Origin of the sequence: Micromonospora sicca (assembly GCF_003172935.1) — a bacterium.
In the GTDB taxonomy this organism is placed as follows: Bacteria; Actinomycetota; Actinomycetes; order Mycobacteriales; family Micromonosporaceae; genus Micromonospora; species Micromonospora sicca.
On record NZ_QGKS01000166.1, the window covers coordinates 23,453 to 41,462 of the forward strand.

The 18,010-nt window shown below is 74.3% G+C and carries 17 protein-coding genes; 10 read left to right on the forward strand and 7 right to left on the reverse strand.

Annotation, left to right across the window (positions count from 1 at the left end; genetic code table 11):
* Window positions 1-3 precede the first annotated feature (3 nt).
* On the reverse strand, window positions 4-336 hold the full coding sequence (locus tag DKT69_RS08630) for a YciI family protein (RefSeq protein WP_109801052.1): 333 nt from the start codon (window positions 334-336) through the stop codon (window positions 4-6).
* Between the two features lie 121 nt (window positions 337-457).
* Here DKT69_RS08630 and DKT69_RS08635 point away from each other — a divergent pair, with 121 nt between their 5' ends.
* The 8 genes from DKT69_RS08635 to DKT69_RS08670 all read left to right on the forward strand — a co-directional run bounded on the left by DKT69_RS08635 (window position 458) and on the right by DKT69_RS08670 (window position 9,560).
* Window positions 458-691: a zinc-ribbon domain-containing protein gene (locus tag DKT69_RS08635; RefSeq protein WP_109801053.1), complete on the forward strand. Its 234-nt coding sequence runs from the start codon at window positions 458-460 to the stop codon at window positions 689-691.
* Window positions 692-954: 263 nt separating this feature from the next.
* A complete protein-coding gene (locus tag DKT69_RS08640) occupies window positions 955-2,358 on the forward strand; it encodes an MFS transporter (protein WP_109801054.1) in 1,404 nt (467 codons plus the stop codon).
* Window positions 2,355-3,443 (forward strand): hypothetical protein, encoded by a 1,089-nt coding sequence (locus DKT69_RS08645; RefSeq protein WP_109801055.1) that lies wholly within the window; start codon window positions 2,355-2,357, stop codon window positions 3,441-3,443. The genes DKT69_RS08640 and DKT69_RS08645 overlap by 4 nt, the downstream gene beginning before the upstream one ends.
* A 97-nt stretch (window positions 3,444-3,540) precedes the next feature.
* Window positions 3,541-5,085: a hypothetical protein gene (locus tag DKT69_RS08650; protein WP_109801056.1), complete on the forward strand. Its 1,545-nt coding sequence runs from the start codon at window positions 3,541-3,543 to the stop codon at window positions 5,083-5,085.
* Window positions 5,086-5,268: 183 nt separating this feature from the next.
* Window positions 5,269-7,542: a putative bifunctional diguanylate cyclase/phosphodiesterase gene (locus DKT69_RS08655; protein WP_201749546.1), complete on the forward strand. Its 2,274-nt coding sequence runs from the start codon at window positions 5,269-5,271 to the stop codon at window positions 7,540-7,542.
* 134 nt (window positions 7,543-7,676) lie between these two features.
* Window positions 7,677-8,315 carry a hypothetical protein gene (locus tag DKT69_RS08660; protein ID WP_109801057.1) on the forward strand — a complete coding sequence of 213 codons (639 nt, stop codon included), beginning with the start codon at window positions 7,677-7,679 and terminating at the stop codon, window positions 8,313-8,315.
* Between the two features lie 154 nt (window positions 8,316-8,469).
* On the forward strand, window positions 8,470-9,228 hold the full coding sequence (locus DKT69_RS08665; RefSeq protein WP_109801058.1) for a MerR family transcriptional regulator: 759 nt from the start codon (window positions 8,470-8,472) through the stop codon (window positions 9,226-9,228).
* Between the two features lie 47 nt (window positions 9,229-9,275).
* On the forward strand, window positions 9,276-9,560 hold the full coding sequence (locus DKT69_RS08670; protein WP_109801059.1) for a putative quinol monooxygenase: 285 nt from the start codon (window positions 9,276-9,278) through the stop codon (window positions 9,558-9,560).
* Window positions 9,561-9,570: 10 nt separating this feature from the next.
* Here DKT69_RS08670 and DKT69_RS08675 read toward each other — a convergent pair whose 3' ends face one another.
* Together DKT69_RS08675 and DKT69_RS08680 are read right to left on the reverse strand one after the other, a co-directional pair.
* Window positions 9,571-10,224, reverse strand: coding sequence for a hypothetical protein (locus DKT69_RS08675; RefSeq protein ID WP_109801060.1), 654 nt, complete (start codon window positions 10,222-10,224; stop codon window positions 9,571-9,573).
* Window positions 10,225-10,576: 352 nt separating this feature from the next.
* The gene (locus DKT69_RS08680; protein ID WP_109801061.1) at window positions 10,577-11,146 is read right to left on the reverse strand and encodes an ArsR/SmtB family transcription factor; all 570 of its coding nucleotides are present in this window, start codon (window positions 11,144-11,146) and stop codon (window positions 10,577-10,579) included.
* A gap of 65 nt (window positions 11,147-11,211) precedes the next feature.
* Here DKT69_RS08680 and DKT69_RS08685 point away from each other — a divergent pair, with 65 nt between their 5' ends.
* Window positions 11,212-11,787 (forward strand): dienelactone hydrolase family protein, encoded by a 576-nt coding sequence (locus DKT69_RS08685; RefSeq protein ID WP_109801062.1) that lies wholly within the window; start codon window positions 11,212-11,214, stop codon window positions 11,785-11,787.
* A 39-nt stretch (window positions 11,788-11,826) separates the two neighbouring features.
* Here DKT69_RS08685 and DKT69_RS08690 read toward each other — a convergent pair whose 3' ends face one another.
* Window positions 11,827-13,350, reverse strand: coding sequence for a GntP family permease (locus DKT69_RS08690; protein ID WP_109801063.1), 1,524 nt, complete (start codon window positions 13,348-13,350; stop codon window positions 11,827-11,829).
* Between the two features lie 45 nt (window positions 13,351-13,395).
* A complete protein-coding gene (locus DKT69_RS08695; protein ID WP_109801064.1) occupies window positions 13,396-14,943 on the reverse strand; it encodes a gluconokinase in 1,548 nt (515 codons plus the stop codon).
* A 263-nt stretch (window positions 14,944-15,206) separates the two neighbouring features.
* On the opposite strand from DKT69_RS08695, the gene DKT69_RS08700 reads away from it, so the two are divergent.
* Window positions 15,207-16,382, forward strand: coding sequence for a hypothetical protein (locus tag DKT69_RS08700; RefSeq protein ID WP_109801065.1), 1,176 nt, complete (start codon window positions 15,207-15,209; stop codon window positions 16,380-16,382).
* Between the two features lie 4 nt (window positions 16,383-16,386).
* Here DKT69_RS08700 and DKT69_RS08705 read toward each other — a convergent pair whose 3' ends face one another.
* The gene (locus DKT69_RS08705; RefSeq protein ID WP_109801066.1) at window positions 16,387-16,818 is read right to left on the reverse strand and encodes a VOC family protein; all 432 of its coding nucleotides are present in this window, start codon (window positions 16,816-16,818) and stop codon (window positions 16,387-16,389) included.
* Window positions 16,819-16,856: 38 nt separating this feature from the next.
* Window positions 16,857-17,387, reverse strand: coding sequence for a hypothetical protein (locus DKT69_RS08710; RefSeq protein ID WP_236647409.1), 531 nt, complete (start codon window positions 17,385-17,387; stop codon window positions 16,857-16,859).
* Between the last annotated feature and the right edge of the window lie 623 nt (window positions 17,388-18,010).

The window sequence follows — 18,010 nt, forward strand, 5'->3', positions numbered from 1 at the left end:
CGGTCAGGCCAGGTCCACGAGGGGCCGCAGCTCCAGCCGGCCGCTGTACGCCATCGGATGGGCGCGGGCCACCTCGATCGCCTCGTCCAGGTCGGCGCACTCCAGCAGGTCGAAGCCCACGATCACCTCCTTGGTCTCGGCGAACGGGCCGTCGGTGAGGAGCAGTTCGCCGTCGCGGACCCGGACCGTGGTGGCCGCGGACGCCGGCCCGAGCACGCTGCCCAGCACCCGCTGGCCCTTGCCGTCCCGCTCGGCCACCCACTCCTCGATGTCGGGGGCGGCGGTCGGGTCGGTGTCCGGCGCGGCGTCGGTGCAGACGAACATCAGGTACTTCATCGGTGCGCTCCTCCGTGTCGTGGTTGCAACAGCCTGACGAACGGCACGAGTGGATCCGGACACCTGCCTACCAGAAATCTTCGGTGGTGATATTCCCGGTCCGGCTGGGTACTGCCGGACGATGTTCTTCATCTTCGGACTTCGTACCAAGGTCGACCGGTCCGGTGTCGTCACCCAGGTCTGCCGCAACTGCGGCAACCAGGCCGCGCAGGTGATCACCCGCCGGGCCACCAAGTTCACCCTCTTCTTCATCCCGCTGATCCCGGTGCGGACCCGGTACACCCAGCAGTGCACCTTCTGCGGCGCCGAGTACGACATCGCCCGTGCCGAGGCGCAGCACCTCCCGGTCGGCTGACCATGGCCCGCTTCCTCTGCTGGCTGATCGGCCGGCAGCCGGTCGTCCCGGCCGCCGCCCCGGTGCACACCGTCTCCCGGCCGCCGTGCACGCCCGGCCCTCGGCGCAGCCGCCGCAGCCGGCCCTCGGCCGGCGCCGAGTCACCCCGCTCGCCCTGGAACCGCTCCGCCGGCCGCTGACCGGCGTGTGATCTTCAACCCGGTACGGACCCCGCTCCGACCTGTGCGAACTACGCTGGGGCCGCCGTCCGAACGGGGAGAACCGTGCGCAATCACCCGGCCGTCGTGCTGGTGACCGTCCTGCTGTCCACCGTCGCGCTCCCGGTCTCGCTGACCGGCGCGTCCGTCGCGCTGCCCGACATCGGCCGGGACCTGCACGCCGGGCTGGCCGGCGTCCAGTGGGTGGTGAACGGCTACAACGCCACCTTCGCCAGCTTCATGCTCGCCACCGGCGCGCTGGCCGACCTGTTCGGTCGCCGCCGCGTCTACGCCCTCGGTGTCGCGGTCTTCGCCGCCGGTGGGCTGCTCGCCACGGTCGCCGGCGGCATCGTGCTGCTCGACGTCGCCCGGGCCCTCGCCGGCGTCGGCGCGGCCGCCGCGGCGACCAGCGCCTCCGCCCTGCTCGCCGGGGCGTTCACCGGCCGTGCCCGGGCCCGCGCGTTCGGTCTCTTCGGTACGGCGATCGGCGTCGGCCTGGCCTTCGGCCCGTCGATCGCGGGCCTGCTCATCGAGGGCTTCGGCTGGCGGGCGGTGTTCGCCGCCCCGGCGCTGGCCGCCTGCGCGGTCCTGGCCCTGGTGCCGCTGCTGCCGGAGTCCCGCCAGCCGCACCCGGGACGGGTCGACTGGGCGGGCACCGTCTCGTTCACCGGTGCGCTGCTGCTGCTCATCTTCGGTTTCGTGCAGGGCCCCGCGTACGGCTGGGGAGCCCCGGCGATCGTCGGCGCGTTCGCGGCGGCGGCCGCGCTGCTGGTGGTCTTCGTCCGGGTGGAACGCCGCCGCGCCGACCCGATGTTCGACCTGGCCCTGCTGGCGAGCCCCCGGTTCCTCGGCATCTGCCTGGCGGCCGCCACCATCGTCGCGGTGCTGGTGCCGCTGCTGGTCTACCTGCCGTCGTACCTGACCACGGTGGTCGGGCTCAGCCCCGGCGCGGCGGGCGCGACGATGATCCTGCTGACCGCGCCCACCCTGGTGCTGCCGCTGCTCGGCGGGGCGTTGACCCGGCTGGTCCCGGCCACCGCGGTCACCGTCGTCTCCGTGGTGGTGGTCGCCGCCGGCGCGGCCTGGGCCACCGTGCTCGGCCCGGACGCGGACACGGCGACGCTGGCCGGGCCGCTGCTGACCATCGGCGTCGGGGTGGGGCTCTCCATCGGGCTGCTCGACGCGATCGCGATCGGCAGCGTCGCGCCGGCCCGCGCGGCGACCGGCGCCGGGATGATCAACACGGCCCGGTTGACCAGCGAGACCGTCGCCATCGCCGTGGTGGGGGCAGTGCTGGCCAGCACCACCGCCGGCCGGCTCGCCGACCCGGGGTTCACCGGCGGCCTGCGTACGGTGCTCTGGTCACTGGCCGGGCTGGCCCTCGCGGCCGCGGTGGCCACCGCCGTGCTGGTCCGCCGCGGCGCGCTCTCGGTCGCACAAGCGGAGAGCGCCTATCCTGACGGATCATGACGAGCAGCGCGCGGCGACTGGCCGGCATCCGCGGCGGGGTGCCGCCCCGCCGGCACAACGCCCGGACCATCGCCGCGCTGACCGGCAACCCGGGCTGCACCCGGCGGGCGGTGCTGGACAGCGCGGGGGTGGACAAGCCGAAACTGGCCGAGCGGATCGGCTTCCCGGCCCGGTTCGGCCAGTCCCGCTTCGCCATCACCCGGGGCAACGCGTTCGAGGCGCAGGTCAAGGCCGACGGCGGGGTGGAACTGCTGCGGTTGGTCGCCGAGCGGCTGGGCGTACCGGTGCCGGCGGGGGCGAGCTGGACGGACCTCGGCGGCGCCGACGACCTGCCGGACCGGCACGAGCGGTCCCGGGCGGCGCTGACCGACCCGGGCGAGGGCGCCGCGCTGTTCGACCACCCGCTGCTCGGCCTGGACGTCGCCGGCCAGCGGGTGCACCTGGAACCGGACCTGGTCGCGGCCCGGCTCGCCGGCCGGTTCCACGTCGTGGAGATCAAGTCCTTCCCGGTGATCGACGGGCAGGCCGACCCGGCGAAGGTCGCCGCCGCCGCCATCCAGTCCGCCGTCTACGTGCTGGCGCTGCGCGAGCTGCTCGCCGCCGAGGGACACGACCCGGAGCAGGTGTCGCACGACGTGGTGCTGGTCTGCCCGCGCGACTTCGCCAACCGCCCGGTGGCCAGCCTGCTCGACGTCCGCAAGCAACTGCTGGTGCTGCGCCGCCAGCTCGACCGGATGGCCCGGATCGACGCCCTGCTCGCCGACGTGCCGGCGGACTTCACCGCCGACCTGACCGCCGACCCCGCCACCCTGGTCGCCGCGCTGTCCACCGTGGCGGCCCGCTACGCGCCGGAGTGCCTGGCCGCCTGCGAGCTGGCGTACTTCTGCCGGCACGAGGCACGCGGGCACACCACGGCGCTGGGCCGCCCGGTCCGCGAGGCGCTGGGCGGGATCAACGAGGTGTCCGAGGTGCTGGCGCTGGCCGCCGGCGAACGGGCTCCCGACCCCGAGCAGGCGGAGGCCGCCGCGCTGCTGCGCGCCGCCGCCCGCCTGCGCGCCGACGCCCTCGCGGGAGACCCCGCATGAGTACGCCCCGCCGGCCCGCCGCCGTCCGGCCCGCCGCCTCCCGGGCCGGCAACCCGCCACGCCGGGGTGCCCGGCCCGGCAGCCGGCGGAGGCTCCGGTGAGCACCCTGCGTGCCCTGGCCAAGGCGCAGGCCCTCGCCGCCGGGGTGGCCCAGCCGGTCGCCACGGTCCGGCACCTGCACCTGGCGGAACGCCCGCTGGTGCTGGTGCCGCTCGCCATGGCCGGCGAGGCGAACGCCCCCCTCGCCGCCCTGGTCGGCGCCGCCCCCGACGAGGCACGGCTGCTGATCGTGCCGCAACCCCGCAACCGGCAGCAGCGGTTCGCGTTCGCCGCCGAACTGGCCGGCATCCTGCTGCCCTACCTGGACTCCTTCCGGGGCGTCACCGAGGCGGCGCCCACCGACCGGGGCCGCGACGTCCGCCACCGGTACGCCGACGCGCCGCAACTGCTGGTGCCCAACCCGGCCGGGGTCACCTTCCTGCGGCTGCTCGGCCGCTCCACCCGGTTCCGGCGGCCGGACGGCGACCACCCGGTGCACCCGTCGGTGCCGCTGCTCGGCCGCTGGCTGACCTTCTTCGCCGAGCGGGCCGAACACCCCGGCTCGGCGGCACTGCTGGCGATGACCGAGGCGCTGACCCTGCACTGGGCGACCGGGCAGAGCGCGGTGGAGGACCTGCACCTGCCGGCGCTGCTCGGCTGGATCGACCCGCCGGCCGGGCTGACCGGCGCGGCGGCGGCCGCCCGGGCCGAGGACCCGACGATCTGCCCACCGGCCGGCCCCGCCACCGACCCCGACTTCGACAACCGGCTGCTGGCCCCGACCATCGCCGCGTACGCCGAGGCCGAGGCGGACCCGGTCGCCCGCGCGGCGGCGTACGCGGAGCTGGAGCGCCTGCTGCGCGATCAGCTCGCGCCCACCTGGGAGCTGATGTGGCGCGGCGTGGGGCTGCTGCGCGCCCTGCCACCGGGGGGCCGGGTGGCCGGACGGTGGGACGGCGACAAGGACGCCTTCACCGGGTACGCCGAGCACCTCGACGCCGGGGGCGGCCCGCAGCCCCGGCGCGACGGGGCGGTGGCCGCCGCCGTCCGCCTGCACCGGCTGGAACGGGCGCTGACCTCGTACGCCGTGCAACGCGCCTACGACGACCCCCTGGTCATGGCCGAGCACCGGCTGACCGGGGAGGCGTTCGTCGGCGACGTGACCCTCGCCGACCCGAAGCGGGTGGACGACACCGGGAAGCGGCCGGTGCTGCGCCCCCGGATCCAGGTGGTCACCACCGAGCCGGTGCCGATGCCGGTCGGGGCGACGCTGTGGTCGCCGGCCCGTCCCGCACAGAAGGCCCGGGTGGTCTTCGTGACCCCGGGCGCGGACGGCAAGACCGAGGTGGTGCTGGAACTCTCCGGCGGGATGGGCCGCGGCCTGACCGCCCCGCCGGGCACCGTGCCGGAGGTGGGGGAGCGGCTCTGCCTCACCACCCTGTCGGACGCCTTCCTGCCGGCGGGTAACTTCCCCGCCCCGGAGGAGACCCCCTGGACGCACGGCGGCCCGCCGGCCGCCGCGCCCCCGGTCGACGGGGCCGGCGTCGCGGAGGGTGGCGCCGCCCCCGGCAGCGACGGTGACCCGACGGAGGAGTGGACCTGAGGGCCCGGCAGGGCGACAGCGCGTCACCGTCCTGATCGGGCGGGTGACGGGTGCCGGTCGGCTCTGGCGGCGGCATCGGCCGGGTGACTACGCTTGCGCCGTTCGCCGCCCGTGACCGGTCCTCATCGTCGAGGGTGCACATCTGAGAGAGAGCCGGAGCGAATCGTTGTGGTGCCGCAGGACGTGAGCCGCGTCGTCGTGGCCCGTCCCACCCTGTCCGGCCGCGTCGGTCTCGTCGCGGCCGCGGTCGTCGTACTCGGGGAAACCGTTTGGCTGGTGGCCGCGCTGCCCGGCGCGGCCGTGGTCAGCGACCTGGGTGCGGTGGCGGTGGCGGCCTGGGCGGCGGTCGCCTGCGTCGGCGCGTCCCGCCGGCATCCGCTGGCGTTGCGCCGGTTCTGGCGGCTGCTCGCGGTCACCATGGCGCTCGCCGCGATCGGTCGGGTGCTGTGGACGGTGCAGCGGCTCGACGGGCACCAACTGCCGCACACCCCGCTGATCGGCGGCGTCTTCACCGCCGGCATCCTCACCGGCACCGCCGCGCTGCTCTGCTCGATGGCCGCCCCGCGCAGCCTGGTCGGGCAGGCCCGAACCCTCCTCGACGGTGTGATCGTCGGGCTGGCCCTGATCCCGATCGGCTGGGTGGTGGTCTTCCGCGACGTCGCCGCCGCCGACCTCGCCGACCCGCTGCGCACCCTCGGCCTGCTCTACCCGATGTTCGACCTGATGCAGCTGACCATCCTGGTCGCGGTCGCCGGGCCGTCCCGGCCGAGGTGGCGGCCGTTGACCGTGATCGGGGCGAGCCTGGCCGTCCGGGCCACCGCCGACACGGCCTACGTGTCGCTCATCGCGCACGGCAGCTACACGCCCGGCCACCCGATCGACGTGTGCTGGCCACTGAGCTACCTGCTGATCGGCGCCGCCACCACGTGCCCGCCGCCGCCCGGCGGCGACGGCGGCGACGAGACGGCCGAGTCGCCGCTGCCGCCCTGGTGGCGGGTGGCGCTGCCGTACCTGCCGGTCGGCGGGGCGATCGTCGCGGTGGTGCTCGCCCGCCGGCCCACCGGGCAGACCCCGCACCTGATCTTCCTCGGCATCATGGCGCTGCTCGGCGTGCTGGCGCTGCGCCAGGGGCTGGCCGCCAACGAGAACCTGCGGCTGGTGGCCCGGCTGCGCCGGCTCGCGTACTCCGACCAGCTCACCGGCCTGCCCAACCGGCTGACCTTCAACCGGCGGCTGCGCCGCGCCCTGCGCGACGACGCGCCGGTCGCCGTGCTGCTGCTCGACCTGGACGGGTTCAAGCAGGTCAACGACCGCTTCGGGCACCCCACCGGGGACCGGCTGCTGGCCAGCATCGCCGAGCGGATGCGGGACGCCACCGGCGCCGACGGGATGATCGCCCGGCTCGGCGGCGACGAGTTCGCCGTGTTGGTCCACGGCGACCGGCCGGTGCCGCCGGAGCGGCTCGCCGAGCGGCTGCTCACCGCCCTGGAACCGCTGCCCGGCGAGGAGGACCTCGGCCTCAACCCGTCGGCGAGCATCGGCATCGCCGAGTACGGCCCGCAGCACACCTCCCACACCGACCTGCTCCGCGACGCCGACATCGCCATGTACGCGGCCAAGGCGGCCGGCAAGTCCGCGTACCGGACCTGCACGTCGGCGCTGCGCGAGTCGGCGGTGACCCGCGCGGAGCTGATCGCCGACCTGCGCCGCGCCGTCGACGAGGGACAGCTCCACCTGGAGTACCAGCCCATCGTGGACCTGGCCACCGGCGCGGTACGCAGCGCCGAGGCGCTGGTCCGCTGGCGGCACCCCCGGCTCGGGGTGCTGGCCCCGGAGCGCTTCCTGCCGCTGGCCGAGGAGACCGGGCTGATTCTGCCGGTCGACCGCTGGGTGATCCACGAGGCATGCCGGGCCGCCGCGGCCTGGCGGAAGCGGGACCCCCAGGTGACCGTCGCGGTGAACATCGCCGCTGCGCACCTGCGCCGGCCCGACCTGATCGCCACGGTCACCGCCGCCACCGGCGGCGCCGGCCTGCCAGCCCGCGCCCTCACCCTGGAACTCACCGAGTCGGCGTTGATCGAGGGGAGCGACGTGGTGCTGGACCGGCTGCGCCAGCTCCGCGAGCTGGGCATCCAGATCGCCATCGACGACTTCGGCACCGGCTACTCCTCGCTGAGCTACCTGCACCAGATCCCGGCCACCGAACTGAAGGTCGACCGCTCCTTCGTGTCCCGCCTGGGCACCGAGGACGCCCGGGCGTACGCCACGGTGGACATGGTCAACCGGCTCGCCGCCGCGTTCGACCTGGCCGTGGTGGCCGAGGGAGTGGAGACCGACGCGCAGCACGCGGCGGTCACCGCGATCGGCTGCGTGCACGGCCAGGGCTTCCGGTACGGCCGCCCGGTCGCCCTGCCCGAGCTGCTGACCACGCTGACCCCGGTCGACGTCGCCCGCTGACCGGCAACCCGGCCCGCCCAGGGGAGGCCGAAGGTCCCGACCAGGACAGGGGGTTCGACCCTGCTCAGGGCGCGCGGCGACGGTGACGATGGGACGGTCACCGAAGAACGCGACCATCCCCTCAGGAGCCGGACATGAAGCGCCGGACGTTGGATCTGCTGTTCAGCATCGGCGGGCTGGGCCTTGCGGTCCTGCTGCTCGTCGTGGGCATCGTCCTCACCACGAACGCCAACTTCGCCAACACCTACGTGCACGACCAGCTCGGCGCCCAGCACATCAGCTTCAAGCCGGCCGACACCCTCACCGACGAGGAGAAGAAGTCCGACTGCCTGCGCGAGTACGCCGGCCAGGCCCTGACCACCGGCAAGCAGGCCGAGTGCTACGCCAACGAGTTCATCGGCCTGCACCTCACGGCGATCGGCGGCGGCAAGACGTACGCCGACCTGGGCGGCCCGCAGACCGCGCTGAAGGAGCAGGTGGCCCAGGCCGAGCAGACCAGGGCCGCGAACCTGGCCGACCTGCAGAAGCAGCTCGCCGACGTCACCGCGCAGCGGGAGACGGTCTTCAAGGGTGAGACGCTGCGCGGCCTGCTGCTCACCTCGTACGGCTTCAGCGAGTTCGGCCGCAAGGCCGAGCAGGGCGCCCTGGCCATGTACCTCGGCGCGGCGCTGCTCCTGCTGCTGTCGCTCGCCGGCCTGGTGCACGCCTTCCGGACCCCGGCCAGCGCGACGTTCGCCGCCCCGGATGAGGCTCGGGAGCGCGTCACCACCTGACCCGACCAGCCGCACCCGGCGCCCCCGGCCTCCCACCCGCTCGGGAGACCGGGGGCGCCGTGTTCCCGCTCACGTCCGTCGGCCCGGTCCCAGAATTGGGGTTGACCCTCACGCAACGGCAGGCGGGAGCCTTGGTCGCGGAAGGGAGGGAACCATGGCGTACACGGTGGGTCAGGTGGCGAAGCTGGCCGGGGTGACGGTGCGGACGCTGCACCACTACGACGAGATCGGGCTGCTCTCGCCGAGCGGCCGGACGGCGGCGGGCTACCGCCGCTACGACGACGCGGACCTGGAGCGGTTGCAGCTCATCCGCTACTACCGGGAGCTGGGGTTCCCGTTGGACGAGATCGCAGCGATCCTCGACGGCCCGGGCGCGGACCCGGCGGCGCACCTGCGCCGGCAGCACGAGCTGCTCACCGGGCAGATCGGGAAGCTCCAGGAGATGGTCGCCGCGATCGAGCTCGCGATGGAGGCGAAAAGGATGGGGATCCAACTGACCCCGGAGGAGCGGTTCGAGGTCTTCGGGGACTTCGACCCGGACGCGCACGCCGAGGAGGCGGAGCAGCGGTGGGGCGGCACCGACGCGTACCGGGAGTCGACCCGGCGCGCCGCCCGCTACTCGAAGGAGGACTGGCTGCGCAACAAGGCCGAGAACGAGGACTGGGGGCGGCGCGTCGCCGCGGTCATGGACTCGGGCGCGCCGGCCGACAGCGCGGCGGCGATGGAACTGGCCGAGGAGCACCGGCAGCTGATCAGCCGCTGGTTCTACGAGTGCTCGTACGAGATCCACACCGGGCTGGCCGACATGTACGTGGCGGACCCGCGGTTCACCGCGTACTACGAGAAGATCCGGCCGGGGCTGGCCGCGTACCTGAGCGAGGCGATCCACGCCAACGCGATCAGCCGGGCCTGACGTGCCACGATGGCCCTGACGGGTCGGGCTCACCGCAGGAGGCCAGAGTGTTCATCGTCGCCGGCAGTCTCTACGTCGACCCTGACGGCCGGGACGCCTACCTGGCCTCCTGCGTCGAGACCGTCCGACAGGCGCGCTCCGCCCCGGGCTGCATCGACTTCGCGGTGAGTGCCGACCTGATCGAGCCGGGCCGGATCAACGTCTACGAGCGGTGGGAGACCGACGAGCAGTTGCTCGCCTTCCGCGGGTCCGGCCCGTCGGAGGAGCAGACGGTGGCGATCCTCGGCGCCGAGGTGCACCGGTACCGCATCTCCGGCGTCGAGGCCCCCTGATGCCGTCTGCTCAGCGGGGCCTGACCTGCCCGACGGGGGCGCGACGGGCGGCCCGGGCCTGCCGATAGAAGCCGTGCGACGCTGGCAGCACCAGGCAGACTAGGGCCGCCACGGCGGCCAGCGGCAGCACCACCGCGTCCACGCCGAGCACCGGGAGGACCCAGCCCGGGCGGCTCATGGTGTGCAGGCTGGACAGCGCCGCACCGAAGCTGCTGGAGTCGATGCCGTGCCCGCCGCGGTCCTCGGAGACGATCAGCGCCGTCCCGCCGACGAAGAACGCGCCGCCCGCGGCCGAGCCGAGCGCCGCTAGCACGGTCAGCACCCGGGCCCAGCCGTACCCCAGCCAGGAGAGCAGCGTGAGCACGGCCAGCACGGCCGCGCCGGCGACCAGCAGCGTGATGAAGGCGTAGGTGAACGTCCAGTACAGCCCGGGTCCGCTGTCGGGCAGGTCCGGGACGCGCGCCTCGGCCTCGGCGACGTCTTGTGACAGCCGGACCGCGTCCTCCAGTTCGATCGCGACGTACGCGAGGATGCCGAGCACCACCACCGCGAGCAGGACGACCGCCGCCATGACCGAGGCCGGCCGCCGCGGCCGTCCGAGCGGGCCGCCCGGGACCGCGTCCGGGTCCGACGGCCCGGTCGATGGCGTCCTGGTCAGCGACATGCGGCGCAGTCTAGGCGTGGGCGGCGGCGACGTGGGGGCAGGTCAGGGGACGGTGGTCACGTAGTCGTAGACGGTGTGGGCGAGTTGCCGGACCACCTTGTCGCCGGTGGCGGCGGGACCGGCCGGTGGCCGCCGTCGTCCGCTGCGGCCGGGCCCGACGCCGCGACCAGCGCCAGCGCCGCGGCGGCGACCAACGCCGTCCCTTCCGTACACACGGACGCGGCCCGGCTGGCCGGAAGGTGAACGGCTTTTGTCTCTTATATCCACTTCGCACGGTAAGTGGAGCAGCCCTCGCCGGGGTCTGGCGCGCCGGCCATCACCCGTCAGGGCGCGGCGAAGCGCGGCGCGGTTCTCAGTCCGGGTCGGGCAGGGTCGGGTGGTCGGTCGGGTAGAGGCCGGCGACGAAGCCGTAGACCGTGTCGCCGGAGCGCGGCAGCTCGGTGAACTCCCGGATGAGCGCCTCGACGCGCCGCCAGAACTGGGCCGCGCTCTCCTTGGGAATGCGGGCGTGGCGGATCGTCGAGTAGAGCGTGTCCGCCTCGTGGGCCGGCACCGACTCGGCGGCGGCGACGGACAGGCCGTTGACGCACACGGGTGTCGTCGTGTCGCCCGGGCGCCGGACCACGCCCACGTGGATGGTGCGGCCCGTCCGTCCGTAGTACCGCTCGTCGATGGCGCGCACCCGCCGGGTGCGGACGACGCGGAGCATCCCGGCCTCGAGCAGCACTTTGACGTGGTGGGCGACCGTACTCTTCGGACGGCCGACGGCGGTGGCCAGCTCGGCCACGGTGGCGGCCCGCTCGAGCACCAGGTCGAGGATCGTGGCCCGCAGCGGGTCGGCGATCGCGCGCAACTGCCCGGGTGTGGACACCTCGACGGTGTCGGGCAGGTCGTAGTCCGGGATTCGGGTATTGCTCGACATTTGTCGAACAGTCTAAAGTTTTGGAGTGTTCGCGGCAAGATCCCATCCGAGACCGGGGAGACCGCATGGCTGAGGTGTTGTTGTTCCATCACGCGCAGGGTCGGACGACGGGCGTCCTCGCCTTCGCCGACGAGCTTCGCCGAGCCGGGCACACCGTGCACACGCCGGACCTGTACGACGGCCACACCTTCGCGACGCTGGACGACGGCCTGGCGTACGCCCGGGAGGTGGGCTTCGGCAACCTGCTCGATCGGGGCGTGGGCGCGGCGGACGGGCTACCCGACGGGCTCGTCTACGCCGGCTTCTCGCTCGGCGTGCTGCCGGCGCAGAAGCTCGCGCAGACCCGGGCCGGCGCGCGCGGGGCGCTGCTGTTCGAGTCCTGCCTGCCCGTCTCGGAGTTCGGGACGGCGTGGCCGGCGGGCGTGCCGGTGCAGATCCACGGTGCGGACGCCGATCCGTTCTTCGCCGGCGAGGGTGACATCGACGCGGCCCGCGTGCTCGTCGAGTCGGCCGAGGACGCGGAGCTGTTCGTCTACCGCGGCGATCGGCACCTGTTCACCGACCCCAGCCTGCCGTCCTACGACGCCGACGCCGCCAAGCTGCTCACCCAGCGCGTGCTCGACTTCCTCGCCGCCCGCTGACCGCGACCGACGGAGACAGCCACCCTCGCGCTCAGGGCGTCACAAGATCAGGTCGAGCAGCAGAACGCCGACGAACCCGACCACCGAGATGATCGTCTCCATCACCGACCAGCTCTTGATGGTCTGCCCGACGGTCAGCCCGAAGTACTCCTTGACCAGCCAGAATCCGGCGTCGTTGACGTGGGAGAAGAACAGCGAGCCGCAGCCGATGGCCAGCGCCAGCAGCGCCACCTCCGGTCCCTGGAGCGTGGCCGCCAACGGCGCGACGATGCCGGCGGCGGTGATGGTGGCGACGGTGGCCGAGCCGGTGGCGACCCGGATGCCGACCGCGACCAGCCAGCCCAGCAGCAGCGGGGAGAGGTTGGCGTCCTTCGCCGCGTCGGCGACCAGGTTGCCCACGCCCGCGTCGACCAGCACCTGCTTGAAGCCGCCGCCGGCGGCGACGATCAGGATGATGCCGGCGATCGGCGGCAGCGACCCGCCGAGGAAGCCCGAGACCTGGGAGCGGCTGAAACCGGTCCGGTAGCCGAGGAAGATCATCGCGAAGATCACGCCGGCCAGCAGGGCGACGATCGGGGTGCCGACGATGTCCAACGCCTTGCGTCCCCCGGTGCCCTCGTCGAGGGTCAGCTCACCGATCGCGCGCAGCAGCATCAGCACCACCGGCAGCAGGACCGTGACGACCGCGGCCCACAGGGCGGGCGCGCGGCGCGCGCGTACCCGCTCGGTGGCGGCCTCGTCGATCAGCTCCCCGGGGCGGCCGGTGCCCGGGTTGACCAGGTCGTCCTCGGCGACCAGGTCCCCGTCGGCGTCGACCGGGCCGCGACCGGTGGCCGCCGGTCCCGGCCGGCCGGCGGGGGTCAGCGGCCGGCGGGTGGGCAGCAGCGCCTCCGGCGCGGTGGCGGGCACGTAGCGGGCGATGAAGTTGCCGAAGACCGGACCGGCGACGATCACCGTCGGAATGGCCACCAGCAGGCCTAGCGCCAGGGTCTGGCCGAGGTTGGCGCCGAGGGCGTCGATCGCGACCAGCGGGCCCGGGTGCGGCGGCACCAGGCCGTGCAGCACCGACAGGCCGGCCAGCGCCGGGATGCCGATCTTCATCAGCGGTACGTCGGTCCGCCGGGACACCAGCAGCACGATCGGGACCAGCAGCACCACGCCGACCTCGAAGAAGAGCGGCAGGCCGATCAGCGCGGCGACCCCGGCCATCGCCCACGGCAGCGCGGTGCCCGACACCCGGCTGACCACCCGTTCGACGATGCCGTCCGCGCCCCCGGACTCGGCGAGCAGGCCACCGATCATCGCGCCGAGGGCGATCAGCAGGCCGACCCCGCCGACGGTGGAGCCGACCCCGCCGCTGAACGAGGTGACGATCTTGTCGGGGGACACACCGGCGACCACGCCGAGCACGGCCGCGCCGAGGATCAGGGAGAGGAACGGGTGCACCTTGCCCCAGGCGATGAGCAGCACCACTGCGGCGATGCCCAGCAGGGCCGCGATGATCAGTTGGGTGTTCCCGGCGTCGGTGAGCGGTGCCGCCGGTGCGGCGAGCACTGTGACCACGGCTATCACGACCTTCGGTAGTCGTCCGTGCCTCGGGACGGGCGATCACATGGGAGCAGCGGTGGGTGGTGGCTCCGGCGGCAGGCTCGGCGCCAGCCGTCGCAGCGACGCGAACGTCGGAACGAGCGCGTCGTACAGCTCGGAGAAGAGCGGCAACAGGGCGGCGTACGTGGCCGCCGAGGCCGGGTCGGGGCGTACCGTCTCGTCGATCTGCACCAGGTCGGCGGCGACGTCGATGGAGCCGATCAGGCCGAGGGCCTGCATGCCGAGCAGCGCGGCGCCGAAGCTGGACCCCTCGTGCCCGGCGGGGAAGCGCACCGGCATGCCGAGCGCGTCGGCGAGGATCTGCCGCCACAGCGGGCTGCGGGCGAAGCCGCCGCTGCCCCGGATCTCCCGGACCTCGTTACCGGCCGCCCGCACCGAGCCCAGGACCAGGGCGAGCTGCTGGCAGACCCCCTCCAGCGCGGCCCGGACCAGGTGCTCGCGCCGGTGGCCGTGGGTCAGCCCGACGTACGCGCCGCGGGGCAGCGCGCTCCAGTGCGGCGCCCGCTCACTGAGCAGGTACGGCAGCATGATCAACCCGCCGGAGCCGACCGGTGCCCGGGCGGCCAGTTCGAGCAGCTCCCCCTCGGCGTGCTCGCCCAGCTCCGGGGCGAGCGCGTCGCCGGCCCACTGCAGCACGATGCCGCCGTTGTTGATCGCCCCGCCGACCACCCAGCGGTTCTCGGTGAGCGCGTAGCAGAACACGCCGCCGAGCGGGTCGACGGCGGGCCGTTCGACGGCCACCCGCACCGCCCCGGAGGTGCCGATCGAGCAGGCCACCACGCCGGGCTTGACCGCGCCGAGCCCGAGGTTGGCCAGCGGGCCGTCCCCGGCGCCGACGACGAGCGGGGTGGCCGCGGGCAGGCCGGTCGCCGCGGCCGCCTCGGTGGTGAGGCCGGGCAGCACGGTGGTGGTGGGGACCAGCTCGGGCAGCTGCTCCTCGGTGATCCCGGCGACGCCCAGCGCCTGCGGGTCCCAGGCCAGCCTGTGGATGTCCATCAGGCCGGTGGCGGAGGCGACCGAGTGGTCGGTGACCAGCGCCGCGGCCAGCCGCAGCAGTACGTAGTCCTTGATGCCGACCCAGTGCGCCACCCGCTCGAAGAGCCTCGGCTGCTGCTCGGCGAACCAGACCAGCTTGGGCAGCGGCGCCATCGGGTGCACCGGCGTGCCGGTGCGGCGGTGCAGGGCCAGCCCGGACGGCGCGGCGCGCAGCCGCTCGGCCTGCCCGCTGGCCCGGGAGTCCGCCCAGGTGACCGACGGGGTGAGCGGGTTGCCGTCGGCGTCCAGGCCGATCAGGCTGTGCATCGCGGTGCTGAACGACAGCCCGGCGATCGGCTCCGGCAGCTCGGCGACCACGGCCCGGACCGATTCGACCACCGCGTCGAGGATCAGCCGGGGGTCCTGCTCGGCGTAGCCCGGGTGCGGCTCGTCGAGCGGGTAGCCGACCGAGTGCATGGCGAGCCGCCGCCCGTCGGTGTCGTACGCGACGGCCTTGGTGCTGGTGGTGCCGATGTCCACGCCGACCACGACGGTGGAGGTCGTGTCGCTCACCGGTCCACCTCCCTCCCCCCGAGGCCCAGGCGCACCCCGGCTTGTGGCTGACGTTACCGACGCCGGGACCCCCTCGCATGGTGAAGCGGCTCGACCCGGAGCACCCGGGGCCGGCCGGGAATCGACGCGGCGGACTCCGCCGATTGTGCGGGTCAATCCGCCGATCGGTCAGATTAACGACTTTCGCGTGTCTTGTCGGCCTTCCGTCGCAGTTGATGTGCATGACACCCCGATTGGTGGGCTCGCGCGGCGGAGGAGTCGGCGTGGCGAAGACTGATTCGACGGGTTCCACATGGCGGTACCGGTGGGCGCACCGGCAGAACGACCGGCGGCAGCGGACCTTCCGCGACGCCGACGAGGCGTGGCGACGGCGCGACGACGAACTGCGCCGGCTGCGTACCCTCGCCGGCTCCTTCCAGGGCTCGGCGGAGGCCGGCGTCGGCCTGCCGATCGAGCTGGCCCCCGGCGAGGTCGTCTTCTGGACGCTGCCGGCCGCCCAACTGGTCGAGGTGCGGCACACCGCCGTGCTGCCGGCCCCCGAACTGACCGTCGACCCGGACCCGCCGGCGCTGCGCCCGCGCCGCCCGGAGGGCCTCAAGGTCACCGACGCCGGACTCGCCGTCCTCACCAACCGCCGGCTGGTGCTGCTCGGCGGGCGCGGCCGGCGCGACTGGGCGTACGGGCGGATGACCGGACTGGCCCACGACCCGGCGGCCCCGGTCACGCTGATCCAGGTGCTCGACCGGCGGCGCACCTCCGGGCTGCTGCTGCCGACCGGCGCGGTCGCCGACTTCCGGTTCAAGCTGACCCTCGCCTTCGCCGACGCCATCGAGCAGCGCGCCGCCGTGGTCGCCCAGCTCGACGAGCTGATCGCCGAACACGCGCAGGTCCAGCCGTTCCGGCCGGGCATCGTCACCCCGGCGCAGGCCCGGCTCTCCGCCCGGGTGCCGGGCGGCCGCCGTACCGTCGCGGTCGCCGCGGCCCTCGCCCTGGTCGTGCCCGCGATGCTCTTCGAGTCCGACCCGCCGGTGCGGCCCGGCTCGGACGTCGCCTCCGCCGCCACCCCGGCGGCCACCGCGACGCCCGCGCCCCGACCGGTCGCCCCCGCCGTGCGGGTGGAAACCACCCTCGCGCCGAAGCCACGGAAGAAGAACAGCCCCGCGCCGACGCCCTCGCGGTCCCGCACCGCCGCGCCGCAGCCCGCCGGGGAACCGCGCTGCGGCGCCCCGGCGAACCCCTTCGGGTACGACTTCTGCGGCGACGGCTACCGGGTCCGCCGGCCCGCCGCGCGGACCTGCGAGTTCTTCGACTGCGCGCCCGGCTTCTGGTCCGGCAGCGGCTACCTCGTCCAGTGCCGCGACGGGATGCTCAGCCTGACTGGCGGACAGCGGGAGGCCTGCGCCGGCCAGGGCGGCGTGCGCCGCATCGTCCACACGTGACCGGTCAGCCGCCGAAGTCGGGGACTGTGAGCGTGCCGTCCTCACCCAGGGGCAAGCCGGGGTTCCAGGCGATCTCCCACAGGTGACCGTCCGGGTCGGTGAAGCAGCCGGCGTACCCGCCGTAGAAGGTTTCCCGGGCCGGGCGGGTGATGGTCGCCCCGGCCTCCACCGCCTCGCGCAGGATCGCGTCGACCTCCTCGCGGCTGCGTACGTTCTGCGCCAGGCTCAGCCCGCCGAACCCGTCGGCGCCCCGGTCGGTCAGGCCGGCGTCGTCGGCCAGCTTGTCGCGCCCCCAGAGCACCACGGCCAGCCCGCCGGCCTGGAAGAAGACGGTCTGCTCGACCTCCTGACCCCGCCAGCCGAGCCGCTCGTAAAAGGCGCGGGCCCGGGCCAGGTCGGCCACGCCGAGGGTGACCAGACTGATGCGTTGCTCCATGCCCGGACCGTACCCGCCGGTGGTGCCCGGCGCGACGATCAGCGGGCGGGCCGGGCGAGGGGGAAGAGGCCGGCGAAGACCAGCGCGGCGCCCACCGGCAGCAGGTCCAGCTCGACCCCGATCGCGAGGAAGCCGACCAGGACGAGCACCGGCCCCCAGGCCGGCAGCGGCCGGGGCCGGACGACGGCCGCGCGGACCAGCAGCGTGAGCAGGCCCAGCTCGAACAGCGCCGGCCCGCCGATCAGCACCGGGTCCGGCGGCGGCACCGCGTCGGCGAAGCCCGGGAACAGATCGCCGAGGATCACCCAGCCGAACGCCGCCGCACCGACCAGCCCGGCCACGGTCGCCACGTCGGTGAGCACCCTCTGCCGCGGCGACGTGGCGAGCAGCAGACGGCGCAGCCCCACCACGAGCACGGCGAACAGGACGATGCCGAGCAGGAACAGGGTGTGCCCGGCCAGCCAGGGCCACGCGGACTTGTCGCGATGCCCGTCCAGACCGTCAAGCAGACGCAGGACGCCGTAGCCGAACAGCAGCGTGACGCGGTCACGGCCACGGGCCGTAACCACCGGTATGGCACGCGTGCCAACATTCGCGTATCGGTGGCGGTCATTACTGCAGCCTGACAGTACAGCCGGGTCGCAGCATCGGGGTCTTTCCAGGAGCGATCCCGGAGCTGCAAACCCCGAAAGGACCCGGGGATGTCGTGCCGCGGCACGTCACCGTGCAGGGCCGGCCGGCGGCAGACCAGCCAGATGCGGCGCGGGTGTGGCAGACCGCTCAGCGGTGGTGGGCGGTGCTGTCGTCGCCGGGCCGTGCCGGAGCAGCGCCAGCAGCGCCGAGATTCGCGAGTTACGTACCGCGTGGCCGTCACGTCTCAACTGGTCGGCCAAGGTGTCGCGGGTCAGCGGCAGACCTTGCCGCTCCAGCGCCTTCCGGGCGGCCTGGGCGACCGGCAGGAGATCGTCGACTGCCGCGTCTCGGGACGCCGGCCTCGACCGGGAGCGTGGCGTGGCGCTCCGAGGCCCGGAGCCGCGTTTCGGTGCAGTCATGCTGCCGGCACGTTCGTGATCGTCCCGATCGGGCGGGGGACGCACTTCGGCGCTGCGTCGTGGACGCGAGCTCCGTCCGGCAGCGGGGACGGGGACGGCGGCGAGGACGGGGACGGCGGCGGGGACGGGGACGACAGGGT